The organism is Hymenobacter sp. GOD-10R (assembly GCF_035609205.1).
Lineage (GTDB): Bacteria > Bacteroidota > Bacteroidia > Cytophagales > Hymenobacteraceae > Hymenobacter.
In genome coordinates this window covers 1,204,879-1,220,490 of record NZ_CP141184.1, presented here as the reverse complement: position 1 = coordinate 1,220,490, position 15,612 = coordinate 1,204,879, and the positions used below count along the sequence as shown (strand labels likewise).

Here is a 15,612-nt window from a genome sequence, read left to right as displayed (position 1 = left end):
TGGGTTGTACTTAGTGGCAACACTCTTCTGACACGCTCTTCTAGCGAGTGAGCATGCGCTTCCACGTGCCCTTATGCAGGTTGTACTTCAACGTACTTGGTAAGGCCTGCCAGAAATACTTGCTGGTTTCGACGGCGAAGCTAGGTTGCATGTAGCAGTTGATGGTGCAGCCTTCACACTGCGGTAGCCGCCCTTCCAGCGCTGCTAGCTGCTGCACCGTGGCGGAGTTGTAGAGGTCGAAGAGCTGGCCAGCAATAGGGAATTGTTGCGTACCTAGGTGGTAGCACGGCAGCACCAGTTCGTTGTTGGGGGAAATAACGAGCGTAGTGCTGGCGGCACGGCACACAGGTGCGGCAACGTGGTTGCCCCCATCGCGCCGCAGCTGAATGAAAGCTTCGTTGAGGTACACCCCTTTACGTTTGCCGAAAGCCGACAAATAATCTAGCTCTGCCGTGGTGAGTTGCTCGCCGGTAGCAACGCTGTTGTACTCGAATGCCGGGTTAATGATGAGCATTAGCCCATTGGGCTGCGCAATGTCGCGGTACACAGCTTCCAAATCAGCTAAGTTCTCGCGAAAGACAGTGAACAAAATATCAGGCCGCTCCCCTAGCTCCTTTGCGACCCGAATACTTTCGAGCACAAAGTCGAAACAAGCCACCCCACGGCCTTTGTCGTGTACCTCTTTCTCGGAGGCATCGAGGGAGAAATGCAACATATCCACTTTGCCCCGCAGCCGCTCGGCGTATTTGGGGTACAAAAGGCAGTTAGTCGTGAGCGTCGTGATGAAACCTAGTTCGTGCGCCAAGCCCACAAACTCATGAATCTGCCGGTGCAGCAGTGGCTCGCCCCCTGTGAAGTCGATGACGCTTACGCCAAGCCTTTTAAGATCCCGCAGATTTTGCTCGACATCAGCTAACAAAATGTAAGGTGAAGGCTTTTCCCAAATATCGCAGAACGAACAGCGCGCATTGCACCGGTACGTGACGTAATAATTGCAGAGAACCGGGTGACGAACGAGGCGCATGGAATAGCTGCTAGCTTCAGGTCGCAAGCTACAAGCTTTTGAACGAACCCTCGTTTACTCGCTTGCTTGCCTTAGTGCTGCAACTCACCCCAAGCTATATCCCAGTGTTTTGGGGTAGCTGCGAGGGCTTCAGCCGTAGCTGGACCGTAATGCTCTTCATAGTAGTTGCAAAAGCCCTTTAATGGACAACGAGCGCAGTCAGGCTTCGCAAAAAAGCAGATATGTTGCCCGTGCCAGTAGTTGTGCTTGTGAAAGTTGAGTAGTACCACCGGATCCTTGGGCAACTGCGCTAATAGAAGCTGGTGCGCCTTCTCCACGGACACTTTCGGCCCGATCATGCCTACTCGCTGTGCCACTCGGTGCACGTGCGTGTCAACGGGCAATACTGGCTTTTGAAAGTTGAAGAGCAACACCAGTGAGGCAGTCTTCAGGCCAATACCAGGCATGTCGGTTAGCCATTGCAACCCCTTCTCTACAGGCCACTCGGCTAAGAAGTCTAGGTTAAACTCACCTCGCTCGGCCTTGATGCGCCGCAGTATTTCTTGGATACGTGGTGCTTGCGTATCGGGCCACCGAGTGGTCCGAATGGCGTGGGCTAGGGCAGCCAATGGCGCGACCAACACTCCTTCCCAGTCTCCAAATTCTTCCAGCATCCGACTATATGCTAGCTCTTCTGCCACGTGAGTAGTACGATGCGAAAGCAACGTAGAAATCAACTCGCGCATGGGTGTGCGACGCGGCGCTAACGGCAACGGACCGTAGAACTCGTGTAGAATGAGGTGATTTTGCCAAGTTTTCTGGTCGGGTGTCATGCACAGCAAACAATGAGTACTTACTAAGGAGGCCGTACTTCCACAAAAGAAAAAGCCTCGCTACCGCTCAGGTAACGAGGCTTTCTAGTTTACAGTTGGCTTGCAATCACTAATTGCTCATCGCCATCTGTCTATTGGCTTAGATGGTGCCTTTCTCAGCAGCCTTCTTCAGCTTTTCGTTAGCGTAGATGGCAACTTCTACACGACGGTTGGCAGTGCGACCAGCTTCCGTAGAGTTGTCAGCAACTGGCTGTTTCGAGCCGTAGCCTTGGGTAGTCAAGCGCGACGTATCGATACCTTGGGCCGTGATGGCGTTAGCAACGGCCTGCGCACGACGCTTCGACAGCGGATCGTTGATAGCATCCGTACCGGTGTTGTCGGTGTGGCCTTCGATCAGCACGTTGGTGTCACCGTACTTTTTCAGCGTAGTAGCCAGCGTGTTGATGTTTTCAGCAGCAGCACTCGTTAGAGTAGCCGAGTTCTTAGCGAACAAGATACCCGAGTTGAAGGTGATCTTGATGCCTTCGCCTACGCGCTCAACTTTGGCGCCTTCCATGTCTTTCTTCAGCTCAGCAGCCTGCTTGTCCATGCGACGGCCGATCAGGGCGCCAGCACCACCACCTACTGCGGCACCAATGATAGCACCACCAGCAGTGCTGTTCTTACCACCAATCACGCGGCCTAGCACGCCACCTACAACAGCACCGCCACCAGCACCTAGCAAGCCGCCTTTGGCGGTTTTGCTCCAAGGCTTCTTGGTTTTAGCAGAGTCCTGCGCTTGCGCAAAGTTGGTCCCCAACAGTAGCAGCGCTAGCATGAAGGCGAAATACGAACGGAGAGTTTTCATGTTTCTGAGTTTGTTTATTAGAATAAGTAAGGGTGAGCCAGGACAAATGAGTGTTCAGCAATAGCTCTGAAGGAGTCCCCTTTTCTACCCAACATTTTGCAACCTCCTTGCCAAAACGCTGAGAAAGGGTGATAAATTATTTGAAAAGGATAAAAAAACCATCATAAAAGGCTTTTCTCAACCTTACTCCCTTCAGTATCAACGACCTCGACAAGCGTTAACAGGCGGCAAATTACAGGCATTTTTCAATACTCTTTGCCTTTGAGCTACAACCTAGCCGCTGAGAAGCGGCTATTTTCTACTAAACACTTTGGCCTACAAAAACTTAGTACCAGAGTATGTCACAACAAAAAAGCAGCGCTTACTAGCACTGCTTTTTTGTTGTAATGGCAATAGTTGCTTACAAACGGCCAGCTTCGGCAGCTTTCTTCATTTTCTCGTTGGCGTAGATGGCAATTTCCACGCGGCGGTTAGCTTGCCGACCTGCTTCTGTCGAGTTATCGGCAAGTGGCTGTGAGGAACCATAGCCTTTAGTGGTGATGCGCGAAGCATCTACCCCTTTCGTACGCGTGTAATCGGCAACGGCTTGTGCGCGGCGCTCCGACAGCGGCTGGTTGATAGCATCCGAGCCGGTATTATCGGTGTGGCCTTCTACTAGCACATTTGTGTCGGGGTACTTCTGCAGCACGGTAGCCATCTTCTCGATTTCAGTCATAGAGGCTGGGCGCAAATCGGCTTTGTTCACGTCAAACAGAATGCCCGCATCGAAGGTGATTTTGATACCCTCGCCAACGCGTTCCACTTTGGCGTTTTGCATGTCGCGTTGCAGTTCTTCTGCTTGCTTGTCCATTTTGCGGCCAATGAGGGCGCCACCGGCGCCACCCACGCTAGCTCCAATGATGGCTCCAGCGGCAGTTCCGCTCTTGCCACCTAGCAACCCACCGATAACAGCACCTGCTACTGCGCCTCCACCAGCTCCAAATAGGCCTCCTTTCGCTGTTTTACTCATCCCCGTTTTGCGAGGACCAGTGCCATTTGCCGAACCGCTGGTAGAATATCCGTCTGATTGATTGGCTTGCTTAGAAGTAGCGCACGACCCTAATAGCAGAGTCAGCGCCATGAACAGAGAAAGAAGGGACTTGGGAGATTTCATAAATGGGAACTTGTGTGGTAAAGAGGTGTGAGGAGCAAGCTCCTGTGATGCTGCTTACTGCTTTCGAACAAAAAATGTTTAGCTAGGCTAAGCAGCTCGTTTACGCTCAAAGAAAAACCTCGGCCCGTCAGCTGCTTCTCACATCCGGTAGGGATTAGAAGCGACTGACGGGCCGAGGTTTAGCTGCGCGACCTACTTTCTACGAGCGTGCGCTTGACTTTGAACGGGTGGCGGCAATGGGAGCAGCCACTTCCGACGGACGGAGCATGGTAATCAAATCGGCGAGTTGCTGCTTTAGCTGCTTACGGTCGATGATGAAGTCGAGAAAGCCGTGTTCCAGCACGAACTCGGCACTTTGGAAGCCTTTGGGCAGGTCTTTACCGATGGTTTCTTTGATAACCCGCGGGCCCGCAAAACCGATGAGGGCGCCGGGCTCGGCAATGTTGAAGTCGCCGAGCATGGCGAAAGAGGCCGTGACGCCACCCGTGGTTGGGTCGGTAAGCATGGAGATATACGGCACGCCAGCTTCCGAGAGCAGCGCTAGCTTGGCCGATGTTTTGGCCATTTGCATGAGTGAGTAGCCTGCTTCCATCATGCGCGCACCGCCCGACTTACTGATCATCAGGAAAGGAATGCGGTGCTGCCGTGCGTAGTCGATGGCGCGGGAAATTTTTTCCCCTACCACCGAGCCCATCGAGCCCCCGATAAATTTGAAATCCATGCACGCCACGACGAGGTCGAGGCCTTCCAATTGGCCATGCGCGGTACGGACGGCGTCCTTTAGGTTCGTTTGCTTCTGCGTGGCAGCCACACGCTGCGGATATGCCTTTGTATCCACAAAGTGCAGGGGATCGGCCGAAGTCATGGCAGCGTCGAGCTCCACAAATTGGTCGTTATCGAACAGAATCTCGAAGTATTCGGCCGAGTCGATGCGGTCGTGGTGGTTGCACTTGGCACAGGTGTACAGCAGCCGTTTGTGCTCGGCCATGGTCGCTACCGTCTTGCACTCAGGACACTTATACCACAGTCCATCCGGCGTTTCTTTTTTCTCTTCCGTTGGCGTAACGATGCCTTTTTCTACGCGCTTAAACCAAGACATATGTTGTTGCAAGCTGTTCGCTGAAAGCTTTAATTAAGTTGAATTAGTCGAACACAAGTCAACGTGGCCAACAGGGCCGACGCTAGGAAGTGACGCTAAATTAATTAGGTGAAGTAGAAAGCTGGTGAAGATCCGGCACGGTGGCTAACGTAACGCTTGCACTGTTGCTTGCGGAAAGGGCCATTCGAAAAGTAAATTGAGAGAATACGCCGGAAGAACAAGGCAAATATAGCCTGAAAAACGGTTCCCTACCGGGTAGAGTTGCAACTTGCGCTTGTAGCGTCCTACCTTAGCTATGCGCACTTACAGCCGAAACAACGCTAGCGCCGTGTCTTTCTGTTTAATCTATTTTTAGTAGTGAAAAAAACGTCTAATCTTCTCCTACTCGGCACCGCACTAGCGGCTACTACCCTATTGCCTAGCTGTGTTGCATCGAAGAAATATGAAGACCTGCGCGCCCGTCAAGCCGCCACTGAGCAGGGTAAGGAGACCGCTGAGCGCCAGTACCGTCAAGCCGTAGTAGAGTTGAAGAAAACCACCGACGAGCTAGCGCAATTGAAGCTGGACAACCGTCGCCTCATGGACGACTCCACCCAGAACGGCAATGCCCTGCGTCGCACACGCACACTCTATACCCAACTCACCGACAGCTACGATAAACTTCTTAAAAACAGTGACCGAGCTATTGCCGATAAGTCGGCCGATTATAACAAGGTTGCTAAAGACCTAGCTCGCCGCGAAGCAGAACTAGGGGAGCTAGCCACCTCGCTGAATAAAAGCAAAGGAGACGTTGACAAACTAAACGCCGACCTAAAAACCCGCGAAGCCAAGCTCGCTGAACTTCAGCAGGCGCTTGCCGATAAAGACAAAGCGGTGAACGACCTGAAAGCCAAAGTAAGTAATGCGCTCTTGAGCTTCAAAGACAGCGACTTGCAGGTAAAGATGAAAGACGGTAAGGTGTACGTGTCGCTTTCCGAGCAGTTGCTGTTTAAGAGTGGTTCCACCAAAGTGGATCCCAAAGGCATCGACGCACTAAAAAAGCTAGCCGTGGTGCTACAAGAGCAGAAAGATGTGAACGTGGTAGTAGAAGGCCACACCGACAACGTGCCTTTCCGCGGAGCTTCGGGTGGCATGAAGGACAACTGGGATTTGAGCGTGCTGCGCGCCACCGAAATTGCTCGCCTGCTCACCGAGGGCGGCGTGACGCCGAGCCAAGTTACGGCTTCAGGCCGCTCGCAGTACGTACCCGTTGCCAGCAACGACACGCCAGCTAATAAGGCCATGAACCGCCGCACAGAAATCATCCTGACGCCGAAGCTCGACGAGCTGTTCAAGATTTTGGATACGAATTCAACCTCATCTACTTCAACGGGTAAGTAGACAGAAAGTACGTTTCTGCCTCAACGAGCAAGACCACGTAGACAAACTCTTCGGAGCTGTCTGCGTGGTCTTGCTCGTTTGTAGGCTTACTAGGGAAAGCTAGGTAGTGTACTCAACAAGCGGCGTGTTCCCATTTTGAATAACAGTAGTGTAGAGCTAGAGGAAAACCTTACTTTGAAGGTGTACTCATTATTGTTCCTCACCTTCTTACTTTACTGATAGCTATGCATTTACTCTTATTTCGTATGCTGCTGCTCACCGCGTTGTGCGTGAGCAGTACCCTTGGTCAAGCAAGTCACTTAGTTGGGGGTGAGCTAGCTTTTAAGCCTATAAGTGGCGCACCAAACCAGTACCACATCACCGCCAGGCTCTACCGTGATGCGAGCTCAGTAAGCGTCACGCTAGGCAGTTCTCTTGACCTAAACTGTACGAGCAATGGGTGCTTGCCAACGCTGCCAGGAAATTTCAAGGTGACTCTCACTTTAACGCAACGACGCTCCTACTCTCCTACTTGTAGTCCTGCTATTTCGTCCCCCTTTGAAATGGGTGTTTTCGAGGGCGATGTTACACTACCGCCGGCGCGCTGGACACTTAGCGTATATGGGGAAAACCGGAATGGAGTAATTCTAAATCTGATGAACCCTGGCATGAATAGTATGTATATCGCAGCTACTCTGGATAACTCTAGTGGGCTTATAGATTCTTCGCCTACCTTCACTTCGTTCACGCTACCTACTTTTGCCAACAACGAATTGAGCCGTTATAGCTTCAGCGCCTTCGACGTAGATGGCGATTCGTTGGTGTATACTTCCGTTGAACCTTTAGCAGGCCTAGAATTTCCAGGAACATGTAGTACTTCCATCAGTTATAACCGTTCCTCGGGAGGCGAGTTCGTTGACCCAATCACGGGAGCCAGAATAACGTACGGACCGGTTCAATTCACGCCTGCCTTTCCTTTTTTGACTTACCAGGTAGTGGGTGGCAATGCTGTTCCGTTTTTCCAATTAAACGCGGCAACTGGAGAACTCCTCACCCGCCCGGTAGTTATCGGCTACCAAAGCGTAGCTGTTCGCGTCGATGAATACCGACGCCTAGGTGGTAGTTGGCAGCAGATTGGGAGCGTCACGCGCGATATTGTGTTCAGATCCCCGAACGGTGCTGATAATCACAACCCTACCATTACGGAGGTCAGAGTAGCTGGTGCCGCAGCCCCACAGCCAGTTGAGCGAGTAATTCCGGTAAGACCTGGCCAGCTTGTTTCTCTTCAGCTAGCAGCAACTGATCCTGATGCCGGCCAGACCCTTCGCATCAGCAGTGATGTCGGTGCTCTTATTCCAGGAGCTACTTTTCGAGCGCCTACAGCTGGTCAAGCGCAACTCGACTGGCAAGTACCACCGCAACAGCCACTAGGTCGTTACTCTTTCACAGTAACAGTTGAAGATAGTGGCTGTCCGACGCCAGGCCTTGAGGTCCGGACTATCACCTTCTTGGTTACCAACCAGGTTCTCGCCACTCGTTCCCGCCAAAACCTAGCTCAACCGGCTTACCCAACGCCTTTCCGCGAGCAAGTGCAGTTCCAGCTAACTACTCACAAGGCGCAAGCCGTTGTGATTGTAGATGAGCTAGGTCGCGTGGTTGAGCAGCTTACCAGCAAAGTCGACGGTACTGTGGTGTGGCAACCGGCAGCAACAGTTCGACCAGGCCTGTATATCGCCCGCACCGCTGATGGGCAACAAGTACAGCGCTTGGTACGTCAGTAAAGTAGCTCGACCATGATACAAAAGCGCCCCTAGCTACCTAGCTAGGGGCGCTTTTGTGCGTTTAGAAAGTAGCAAATTCTACTGATCGTCCATTACAACGCCGCAGCCCACGTGCACGCCAGAGTTGCCGGAAGGCTGAGTTACGTAGTCGTCGGCGCCGGCGTGTACAATCACGGCTTTGTTCAGGATGTTGCGGCTTGCGTCGGTGCCACCGATGGTCCAGTCGTCGGCAGTGAGGGCTAGCACGCCCGTACCATCTGAGTTTACGGTGATGTTGCCAATGTCGCCACGGTGGAAAGGCGGCGTACCCCGCCGGCCGTGCGGCTCGTTGGTCGGGTTCCAGTGCGTTCCGACGTTCATGGCCGTGGGGCCGGAGCAGTCCCCGTTTTGGTGCAGATGCACGGCGTGCAAGCCAGGCGTTGCCCCACTCACCACCACGTACACGCGGACGCCACGCCCATATAATTGGCTGAAGCTAACAGTGCCCGTCAGGCTGCTACCACTTTTCGCTTCCAGATCGGCGTGCGCCAGCCGGATAATTTCGCCTGCTTGGTCGTCGCAGCTAATCATGGTACCTAGGGCTAGGAAGGCGCCCAAATAGAGTAAACGTTTCATAATGATTTTGGAGTGGTATGGTGGTGGATATTGAGAGGAAGCCTAGGTGTGTAAAGAATGCTTCGTAAGGCAGGTATATAATTGAATATCAAAACATTTGCCCGCATCCCCAAACTTCACCATAATCTTTTACCTAGGTTCGCGCACCACACTCGACTACTTACAGCGCGGGAGGGTGCCTCACCTTTCCAAAGGTTGGTACCGAAGGGTATGCTGCACCGGAAAAAGCTCGTGCACAGGCACAAAAAAGCCGGCTCCTAAGAGCCGGCTTTTGTTCCGATAATACTCCGCTACCCTAGGGTAGCGTGAAGTTCACCCGGGCGAAATAGTATGCACCAATGAAGCCAAACTGGTTGGCGGGATACAGAAAACGCCCCCGGTTTGAGTTGTCCAGCGTCGAGCTATAGCTCAGGGTTGGGTCCACGGAGAAGTTGTTTGGGTTGTTACGTGGGTTCACGTAGATCTTGTCAGGATAGACGTTGAACAAGTTGTTCACACCGATGATAACGCTGATCTGCTTCATGAGCTGAGCACTCAGGGTCAAGTCCGTCACCCATTTCGCCGAGAATGTTTGGTCTAGATTTGAGCGCGCTGGGTCAGCGTCTTTGATCTGAATCTCGCCGAAGCGTACTGTGCGGGCTTCAATGCCGAAGATGCCGTAGGTGTAATTGGCCGAGAGGTTGATCTTGCTGCGCGGGTTGCCATTTTCGAGGCGGGCGCGTTGCGCGCGGTCGAATAGCGTGTTGCGTAGGTTGTTCGTGCCAGTCGTCTCGTCGTTGTTGATGGTGGAAGAAGAGCTATTAAAGCTGCGCACCTTCGTTTGGTTGAAGTTGGCCGCTGCCGTTAGCAGCAGGCGGCTTTTCTCCCCGAGTGATAGCCGCTCGTTGGCCACAATGTCGATGCCTTGCGTGCGCGTGTTCACGGCGTTGGCAAAGAACTGCACCCGGCTCACAGGCAACCCTTTCAGGATCGTAGCTACAGTCGTATTAGCCGTAGTAAACTGCGACGATAACACGATCCGGTCACGGATGTCGATCTGGTATGCATCCACCGTCAGCGTGAAGCTCTTGCCAATGCGCGAGGTCAGGCCGGCGCTGTAGTTCTTCGACTTTTCCTGCTTCAGAGGCTCGACCCCGAAGCCAGGCTGCGTAGTGTTAGTAATGTCGTTGCGAACAATGGGATTCTCGTTGTTCACGGTCAACACTTGGTTAGCCACGCCGCTCACAAACTGGGTGCTGGTGTTCACGAAGTAGCGCTGCTGCAACGATGGCGCCCGGAAACCGTTGCCGACGGTACCGCGGAACGATAGCGCATCGGTGAATGTGTAGCGTGCCGAAGCCTGGCCACTTACGTTTCCACCAAAGTCGCTGTAGCGCTCGGCGCGGCCGGCTAGGTGCAACAGCAAACGCGCAGTGATGTCACTCTCTAGGTCGAGGTAGCCCGCCACGTTCGTCCGTGATTGGTTGGTTTCGTCTTGCGGTTGATAGCCAGGGAATACCTGCGCGCCAGGTACGGCAGGACTGCCGTTGCTGGCAACCCGGCCGAAGTTGGCGTACGAAGCATATTCACCTTTGCCAATCAGGAACCGATCATAGCGAAACTCGCCACCAAAAGCTAGGTTAAAAGTTTCCAACGGACCTAGCTCCGTGTAGTGCCGCGAGAAGTTTAGGTTCGTGGTATTCTGCAAGAAAGCTAGGCGACCTGCGTAGAAATCAGTCGGGTTGATACGGTCCGCGCCCTGCGGTAGCGATGCGTTGATGGAGCCACTCACGTAGTACGCTAGCTCGTTACGACCGAAAGTATTGCTCAGATCAGTGGCAAAGCCACCGAACATTCTGCGCACACCCACGATGGCCGATTGATCATAAATCTTGGTGTTGATGAACGGTAAATAGCCATTCGGGAAGATGTTCGGGTCACTCTGCGTGGGTTGGTTGGGCAGGCGATTGAAGCCCGCGCCGCGGCCTGTACGGTACGACGCCCCGCCCGATACGTACACTTCATAGCCCATACCTAGGCGGTAAGCGGCGTTCAAAAAACCGCCGAAATTGCGGGAAGCTGATTGCCCTACTCGGATGTCTTTGCGATTAAAGCCATTAGCGGCCACCAAAACATCGTCTTGCGCTTTGAGTTGCCGCCGCGCCTCTTCTGTGTTAGCAGAGGCGGGATAGTTGCCGCCATTGCCACCTAGGTAGATGAGCGGTGCGGTATCATCGAAAGCGCGGTTCACATAGCCTCGGTTCAGGAATTGACCACTCAGGTCCAGGAAGCCGCGCTTATTCAAACCAATGCCCACATTCACGTCAACCTGCTCCGTTTTGCCGTCGCTTTCAGTGGTTTGGCCGTAGAGGGCGCTGCTGCTTACTCCCGTGGAGTCATCTTTGAGTTGAATGTTGATAACACCCGCAATAGCGTCGGAGCCGTAGAGCGCGGCCGCTCCGTCGCGCAGTACTTCGATGCGCTTGATGCTAGCCGTCGGAATGGTGTTCAGGTCCGTACCAACCGAGCCCCGGCCAATGGAACCGTTGATGTTTACCAAAGACTGCGTGTGACGGCGCTTGCCGTTCACCAGCACCAACACTTGGTCGGGACCTAGGCCGCGCAAGCTAGCCGGGTCGATGAAGTCGGTGCCATCGGTGATCGACTGGCGCGACGACTGGAACGAAGGCGCCGTGTACGTGAGCACCTGCGATACGTCGGTTTGCGCAAAAGCCCGGATTTCGCGCGCCGAAATCACATCGACGGGGGAGGCCGTTAGAATATTGGAGCGGCCTTCCGTAGCGCGTGAGCCCGTCACGACGACCTCGCTCAGATCGGTTTTGCTGTCGGCTAGCTGCACGTCAATGTTCGTGCGTCCGTTGACCGGAATCTGCTGCGTAGTTAGGCCGATAGCGGAGATTACTAGCGTGGCCGTGCTCGGCACTTCAATGCGGTAGCGGCCTGTGTTATCGGTTGGGGTTCCATTGGTGGTGCCACGCTCCAGCACGGTAGCGCCCGGCACGGCAGCCCCACTAGCACCGGTCACACGACCAGTTACGGTAATGCTCTGTGCCCAGGCAGGGCCCGCGCCACTCAGCAACAGCAGAAAGAAGAGAGATAAGAGTAATAGTTTTCTCATGCGAGAGATGTTTGGTAAAGAAAGTGGGACAAGAAAAAAGAGATTTTGGCGAGTTCTTAACTTGCTAACATTTAAGCAGATCTGCTGCTGCTTATGTATTTTAGAAAGAGCAATATAATAGAGCTGTGACAGCTACGGCCATCCCAAGTGAAATATCACATAAGAACCTTACTGCCTTCTACGCTACACTTAGATCATCGTTACCAACTTCAGTAGTTGCGTAATGACCCTTCTATCGTCTCCACCAGTGGGAGTTTAGCCCACCTTGCAGCGCATCTACTCGCTGCCCAGGCGTAGGCAGCAACAGCTCCATTCCTTGGGCAGCGGCAATAGTTTGTAGCTGCTCTACGGGCTCCGTCCAACTATGAAAGGCGAGGTTGAAGGTACCCCAGTGCAACGGCAGCAACAACCGGCCGCGCAAGGCCTGATGCGCAACAGCCGCGTGCGCGGGGCCCATATGAATATCGGCCCATTCCTTATCGTAGGCGCCTATTTCGAGCATCGTTAGATCGAACGGTCCGTAGGCTGCGCCAATTTCCTGGAAGCCAGTCTCGAAAGGCCCTGAGTCGCCACCGAAGAAAGCGCGGTGCTGCGGACCTAGCACGACCCACGAAGCCCACAACGTACTGTCACGGTTCCGCAGGCCACGGCCGGAAAAGTGCCGCGCTGGCGTTGCGACTAGCGTGTGCGTGCTACCTATCTCCACACGCTGCCACCAATCTAGCTCCGTAATGCGACTAGCGGCTATCCCCCATCGTTGCAAGTGAGCACCCACGCCCAACGGGCAAAAGAAAGGGACCTGAGTGGACGCAAAGGCCTGCACGGCCGCTTTGTCGAGGTGGTCGTAGTGGTCGTGCGAGAGGATAATGCCGTCCAAGTCGGGCAGCGCCGTAATGGGCAATGGCATGGAAAAAAACCGCTTAGGACCCGCGAAGCCGACGGGTGAGGCACGCCCCCATACCGGATCGGTCAGGAAACGCTTCCCATCAATTTCTAGCAGCACCGACGAATGGCCTAGCCACGTAACCCGCAACGCACTAGCTGGTACCGACTCTGCTAATGCTGCCAAGTCGACGGTAAATGGACCTAGCTTCTGACGGGGCGTGCGCTCTTCCTTCCCCAGCAGCCACCGCCGCAGCATTCGCCCGTATCCACCGGGCGCCGACATGGCTGTGTCAATAGCATTGAGGTACTTTTTACCACTGAATTGGGAGGCAGTTTGCATGAGCTAGGTAGTAAAACGATGTGAAGCGTACTGCTATTGACGGCTAAACCACTCGTTTACCTTGACTACAGGCAGCTTCCTAAAACAACAGTTTCAATATCAGCGGAATACATTTTAACTAAAGACCAAGAGCACTTATCTATTGGGTTGGCTAGGCCCTAGCTAGTCATACAAAAGCGCCGTGTAACCTTCCAGTTACACGGCGCTTTTGTATGACTAGCTAGCCTGGGTATGTTTCCACTCAGCAGCCAGATGTCTTTTGCAGCATCGTTCTAGCCAATGGCCTGTCTCAAATCTTCAATCAAATCTTCGGCATCCTCAATTCCGACGCTCAGGCGAATGAGAGAATCCGACAAGCCCGCTTTGCGCCGCTCTTCGGCCGGAATGCTGGCGTGGGTCATGGTGGCTGGGTGGCCGCAGAGACTCTCTACGCCACCTAGGCTTTCGGCGAGAGCAAACAGCTGAAACTTTTCCAGCACCGCCACGGCGTCTTCCTTCCGGTCACCTTTTAGCACGAAGGAAATCATGCCACCGAAGTCGCGCATCTGCTTGGCCGCTACGTCGTGGTTTGGGTGGTCAGCGAAGCCGGGCCAATACACTTTCTCCACCTTCGGGTGCTGCCGCAGGAACTCGGCTACAGCCCGACCGTTTTCGCAGTGCCGCTGCATGCGAATGTGCAGGGTCTTGATGCCACGCAGAATCAGGAAGCAGTCCTGCGGGCCAGGCGTGCCACCTGATGCATTTTGCAGGAAAGCTAGGCGTTGCGCTAGATCATCGTCTTGCACTACCAGGGCGCCCATCACCGCGTCGGAGTGGCCGCCCATGTACTTGGTAAGCGAGTGCACCACAATATCGGCACCTAGGTCCAGAGGCGTTTGCAGGTACGGCGTAGAAAACGTGTTATCGACTACCAATAGGGCACCCGCTTCCTTCGCCACGGCCGATGCTGCGGCAATGTCAATGACATTCAGTAGCGGGTTGGTGGGCGTTTCAACCCAAATCAGCTTGGTGCGCTCCGATACTTTTTCGCGTACGGCCGCCATATCGTTCATCGGCACAAAGTGAAACTTGATGCCAAGCGGCTCAAACACTTTGGTGAAAATGCGGTAGCTCCCGCCGTAGAGGTCGTTGGTCGAAATGACTTCGTCGCCAGGGCGCAGCAGCTTGACAATGCAGTCGGTAGCAGCCATACCTGAGGCGAAAGCTAGGCCATGTTTGCCGTTTTCCAGCGCCGCCACCGAGTTCTGAAGCTGCGTGCGGGTTGGGTTATGCGTGCGGGAATACTCGTAGCCTTTGTGGTCGCCGGGCGAGCGTTGCACATAGGTAGAAGTCTGATAAATCGGGGTCATGATGGCCCCGGTAGCGGGGTCAGGGTGCACCCCAGCGTGAATGGTCTTGGTACCGAATTTCATGGGTGGCCAGTAGTGTAAGGAGTTAGAAGGCCCAAAGGTAGAAGGCCTGAAATACTTTTTGAGTTAAGCTAAATATTAAGTAAATAATATATTTTAAGTTAATAACTTGCTGCTGAATCTATTCTCATCAATCCTCCTATCATTTATGAAAAAACATTTTCTCTTACTTATCTGCTTACTGGCTTGCCTGGTAGCACGGGCGGCGGCTCCCGAAACGCCTACCCCAGAACAATCTGCCCGGCGCAAGTTCGTCATCGATTCGCTCCAGAATAAGCTGCATTATCAGCTAGGTCGCATTAAGCTGCCAGGAGGCGTTGGAGAGTTAGAAGTGCCCGACGGCTTTCGTTACCTAGATTCTACCCAAAGCCGCCACGTACTCACCGAGTGGTGGGGCAACCCAACTGGCGAGTCGCTCGGCATGCTACTGCCCATGACCAAAGGTCCGCTCGACGAGCAGAACTGGGCTTTCGTGATAGAATACAAGCCCATGGGCTACGTAAAAGATACTGATGCCGACGAAATCAACTACGACGACTTGCTCAAGGAGATGCAAGACGACATGGTGGAAGCCAACGAAGAACGTACCTCTGCCGGCTACGAAACTGTGCAGCTTATTGGTTGGGCCGCTAAGCCCTACTACGATAAAGACAAGAAGGCTCTACATTGGGCCAAGGAGTTGCAGTTTGGGGAGGGCTCCGAACGTACGCTCAACTACAACCTGCGCCTGCTAGGTCGTAAGGGAGTCTTGATCCTGAATGCTGTGGGTACCCCCGATCAGGTAGCGGAAATTCAACAGCAGATTCCGGCGGTAATCGACGGCGTTGCCTTCGCTAAAGGCTTGCGTTACGCTGATTTCAACCCCGGTATCGACGAAGTGGCCGCTTACACCATCGGGGGTTTGGTAGCGGGCAAGGTGCTAGCTAAAGTCGGTTTCTTCGCAATCATCCTGAAGTTTGGCAAAGTCATTTTGCTTATGCTGCTCAAGTTCTGGCAAGTTCTCCTAGGTCTGTTGGCGGCGGGGGTTTCGGCTATCCGCAAATTTTTCGGCGGGAAAGCTTCTTCCACAGAGCAGCTAGCGCTGGAAACGGAGTCGACGAACGAAACTGAGAAGCAAGTGTAGCCATTTGCGCCGCATTTTCGTTTTAGCTTCGGGCCGACTGACACCAG

Annotated in this window: 12 protein-coding genes; 3 read left to right on the top strand and 9 right to left on the bottom strand. The window is 53.7% G+C overall.

The genetic code is table 11. From position 1 onward, the window contains the following. Positions 1–40: 40 nt before the first annotated feature. From SD425_RS05075 to accD, 5 genes are all read right to left on the bottom strand, one after another. Complete coding sequence (locus SD425_RS05075; protein WP_324676067.1) at positions 41–1,024, bottom strand: radical SAM protein; 984 nt, start codon at positions 1,022–1,024, stop codon at positions 41–43. 71 nt (positions 1,025–1,095) lie between these two features. Next, positions 1,096–1,836 carry an endonuclease III gene (locus SD425_RS05070; protein WP_324676065.1) on the bottom strand — a complete coding sequence of 247 codons (741 nt, stop codon included), beginning with the start codon at positions 1,834–1,836 and terminating at the stop codon, positions 1,096–1,098. Positions 1,837–1,975: 139 nt separating this feature from the next. After that, a complete protein-coding gene (locus SD425_RS05065; RefSeq protein WP_324676063.1) occupies positions 1,976–2,683 on the bottom strand; it encodes an OmpA family protein in 708 nt (235 codons plus the stop codon). Positions 2,684–3,083: 400 nt separating this feature from the next. Then, a complete protein-coding gene (locus SD425_RS05060; protein ID WP_324676061.1) occupies positions 3,084–3,836 on the bottom strand; it encodes an OmpA family protein in 753 nt (250 codons plus the stop codon). A gap of 199 nt (positions 3,837–4,035) precedes the next feature. Then, entirely contained in the window at positions 4,036–4,935 is a 900-nt protein-coding gene (gene accD, locus SD425_RS05055) for an acetyl-CoA carboxylase, carboxyltransferase subunit beta (RefSeq protein ID WP_324676059.1), read from the bottom strand. A 357-nt stretch (positions 4,936–5,292) separates the two neighbouring features. On the opposite strand from accD, the gene SD425_RS05050 reads away from it, so the two are divergent. Next, positions 5,293–6,315 carry an OmpA family protein gene (locus SD425_RS05050; protein WP_324676057.1) on the top strand — a complete coding sequence of 341 codons (1,023 nt, stop codon included), beginning with the start codon at positions 5,293–5,295 and terminating at the stop codon, positions 6,313–6,315. A gap of 656 nt (positions 6,316–6,971) precedes the next feature. Then, on the top strand, positions 6,972–8,075 hold the full coding sequence (locus tag SD425_RS05045) for a T9SS type A sorting domain-containing protein (RefSeq protein WP_324676055.1): 1,104 nt from the start codon (positions 6,972–6,974) through the stop codon (positions 8,073–8,075). Positions 8,076–8,153: 78 nt separating this feature from the next. Here SD425_RS05045 and SD425_RS05040 read toward each other — a convergent pair whose 3' ends face one another. The 4 genes from SD425_RS05040 to SD425_RS05025 form a co-directional block, all read right to left on the bottom strand. Continuing rightward, on the bottom strand, positions 8,154–8,690 hold the full coding sequence (locus SD425_RS05040; RefSeq protein ID WP_324676053.1) for a superoxide dismutase family protein: 537 nt from the start codon (positions 8,688–8,690) through the stop codon (positions 8,154–8,156). A gap of 295 nt (positions 8,691–8,985) precedes the next feature. Continuing rightward, the gene (locus SD425_RS05035) at positions 8,986–11,808 is read right to left on the bottom strand and encodes a TonB-dependent receptor (RefSeq protein WP_324676051.1); all 2,823 of its coding nucleotides are present in this window, start codon (positions 11,806–11,808) and stop codon (positions 8,986–8,988) included. A 232-nt stretch (positions 11,809–12,040) separates the two neighbouring features. After that, positions 12,041–13,033, bottom strand: a complete 993-nt coding sequence (locus SD425_RS05030; RefSeq protein ID WP_324676049.1) for an MBL fold metallo-hydrolase — start codon at positions 13,031–13,033, stop codon at positions 12,041–12,043. Positions 13,034–13,305: 272 nt separating this feature from the next. After that, positions 13,306–14,445 carry a cystathionine gamma-synthase gene (locus tag SD425_RS05025; RefSeq protein ID WP_324676047.1) on the bottom strand — a complete coding sequence of 380 codons (1,140 nt, stop codon included), beginning with the start codon at positions 14,443–14,445 and terminating at the stop codon, positions 13,306–13,308. Between the two features lie 145 nt (positions 14,446–14,590). On the opposite strand from SD425_RS05025, the gene SD425_RS05020 reads away from it, so the two are divergent. Beyond that, entirely contained in the window at positions 14,591–15,565 is a 975-nt protein-coding gene (locus tag SD425_RS05020) for a DUF2167 domain-containing protein (protein WP_324676045.1), read from the top strand. Positions 15,566–15,612: the final 47 nt, after the last annotated feature.

Coding starts and splice junctions, on each gene's coding strand:
- SD425_RS05075 (WP_324676067.1), bottom strand. CDS start 1,024: ATGCGCCTCGTTCGTCACCCGGTTCTCTGCAATTATTACGTCACGTAC.
- SD425_RS05070 (WP_324676065.1), bottom strand. CDS start 1,836: ATGACACCCGACCAGAAAACTTGGCAAAATCACCTCATTCTACACGAG.
- SD425_RS05065 (WP_324676063.1), bottom strand. CDS start 2,683: ATGAAAACTCTCCGTTCGTATTTCGCCTTCATGCTAGCGCTGCTACTG.
- SD425_RS05060 (WP_324676061.1), bottom strand. CDS start 3,836: ATGAAATCTCCCAAGTCCCTTCTTTCTCTGTTCATGGCGCTGACTCTG.
- accD (WP_324676059.1), bottom strand. CDS start 4,935: ATGTCTTGGTTTAAGCGCGTAGAAAAAGGCATCGTTACGCCAACGGAA.
- SD425_RS05045 (WP_324676055.1), top strand. CDS start 6,972: ATGTATATCGCAGCTACTCTGGATAACTCTAGTGGGCTTATAGATTCT.
- SD425_RS05040 (WP_324676053.1), bottom strand. CDS start 8,690: ATGAAACGTTTACTCTATTTGGGCGCCTTCCTAGCCCTAGGTACCATG.
- SD425_RS05035 (WP_324676051.1), bottom strand. CDS start 11,808: ATGAGAAAACTATTACTCTTATCTCTCTTCTTTCTGCTGTTGCTGAGT.
- SD425_RS05030 (WP_324676049.1), bottom strand. CDS start 13,033: ATGCAAACTGCCTCCCAATTCAGTGGTAAAAAGTACCTCAATGCTATT.
- SD425_RS05025 (WP_324676047.1), bottom strand. CDS start 14,445: ATGAAATTCGGTACCAAGACCATTCACGCTGGGGTGCACCCTGACCCC.
- SD425_RS05020 (WP_324676045.1), top strand. CDS start 14,591: ATGAAAAAACATTTTCTCTTACTTATCTGCTTACTGGCTTGCCTGGTA.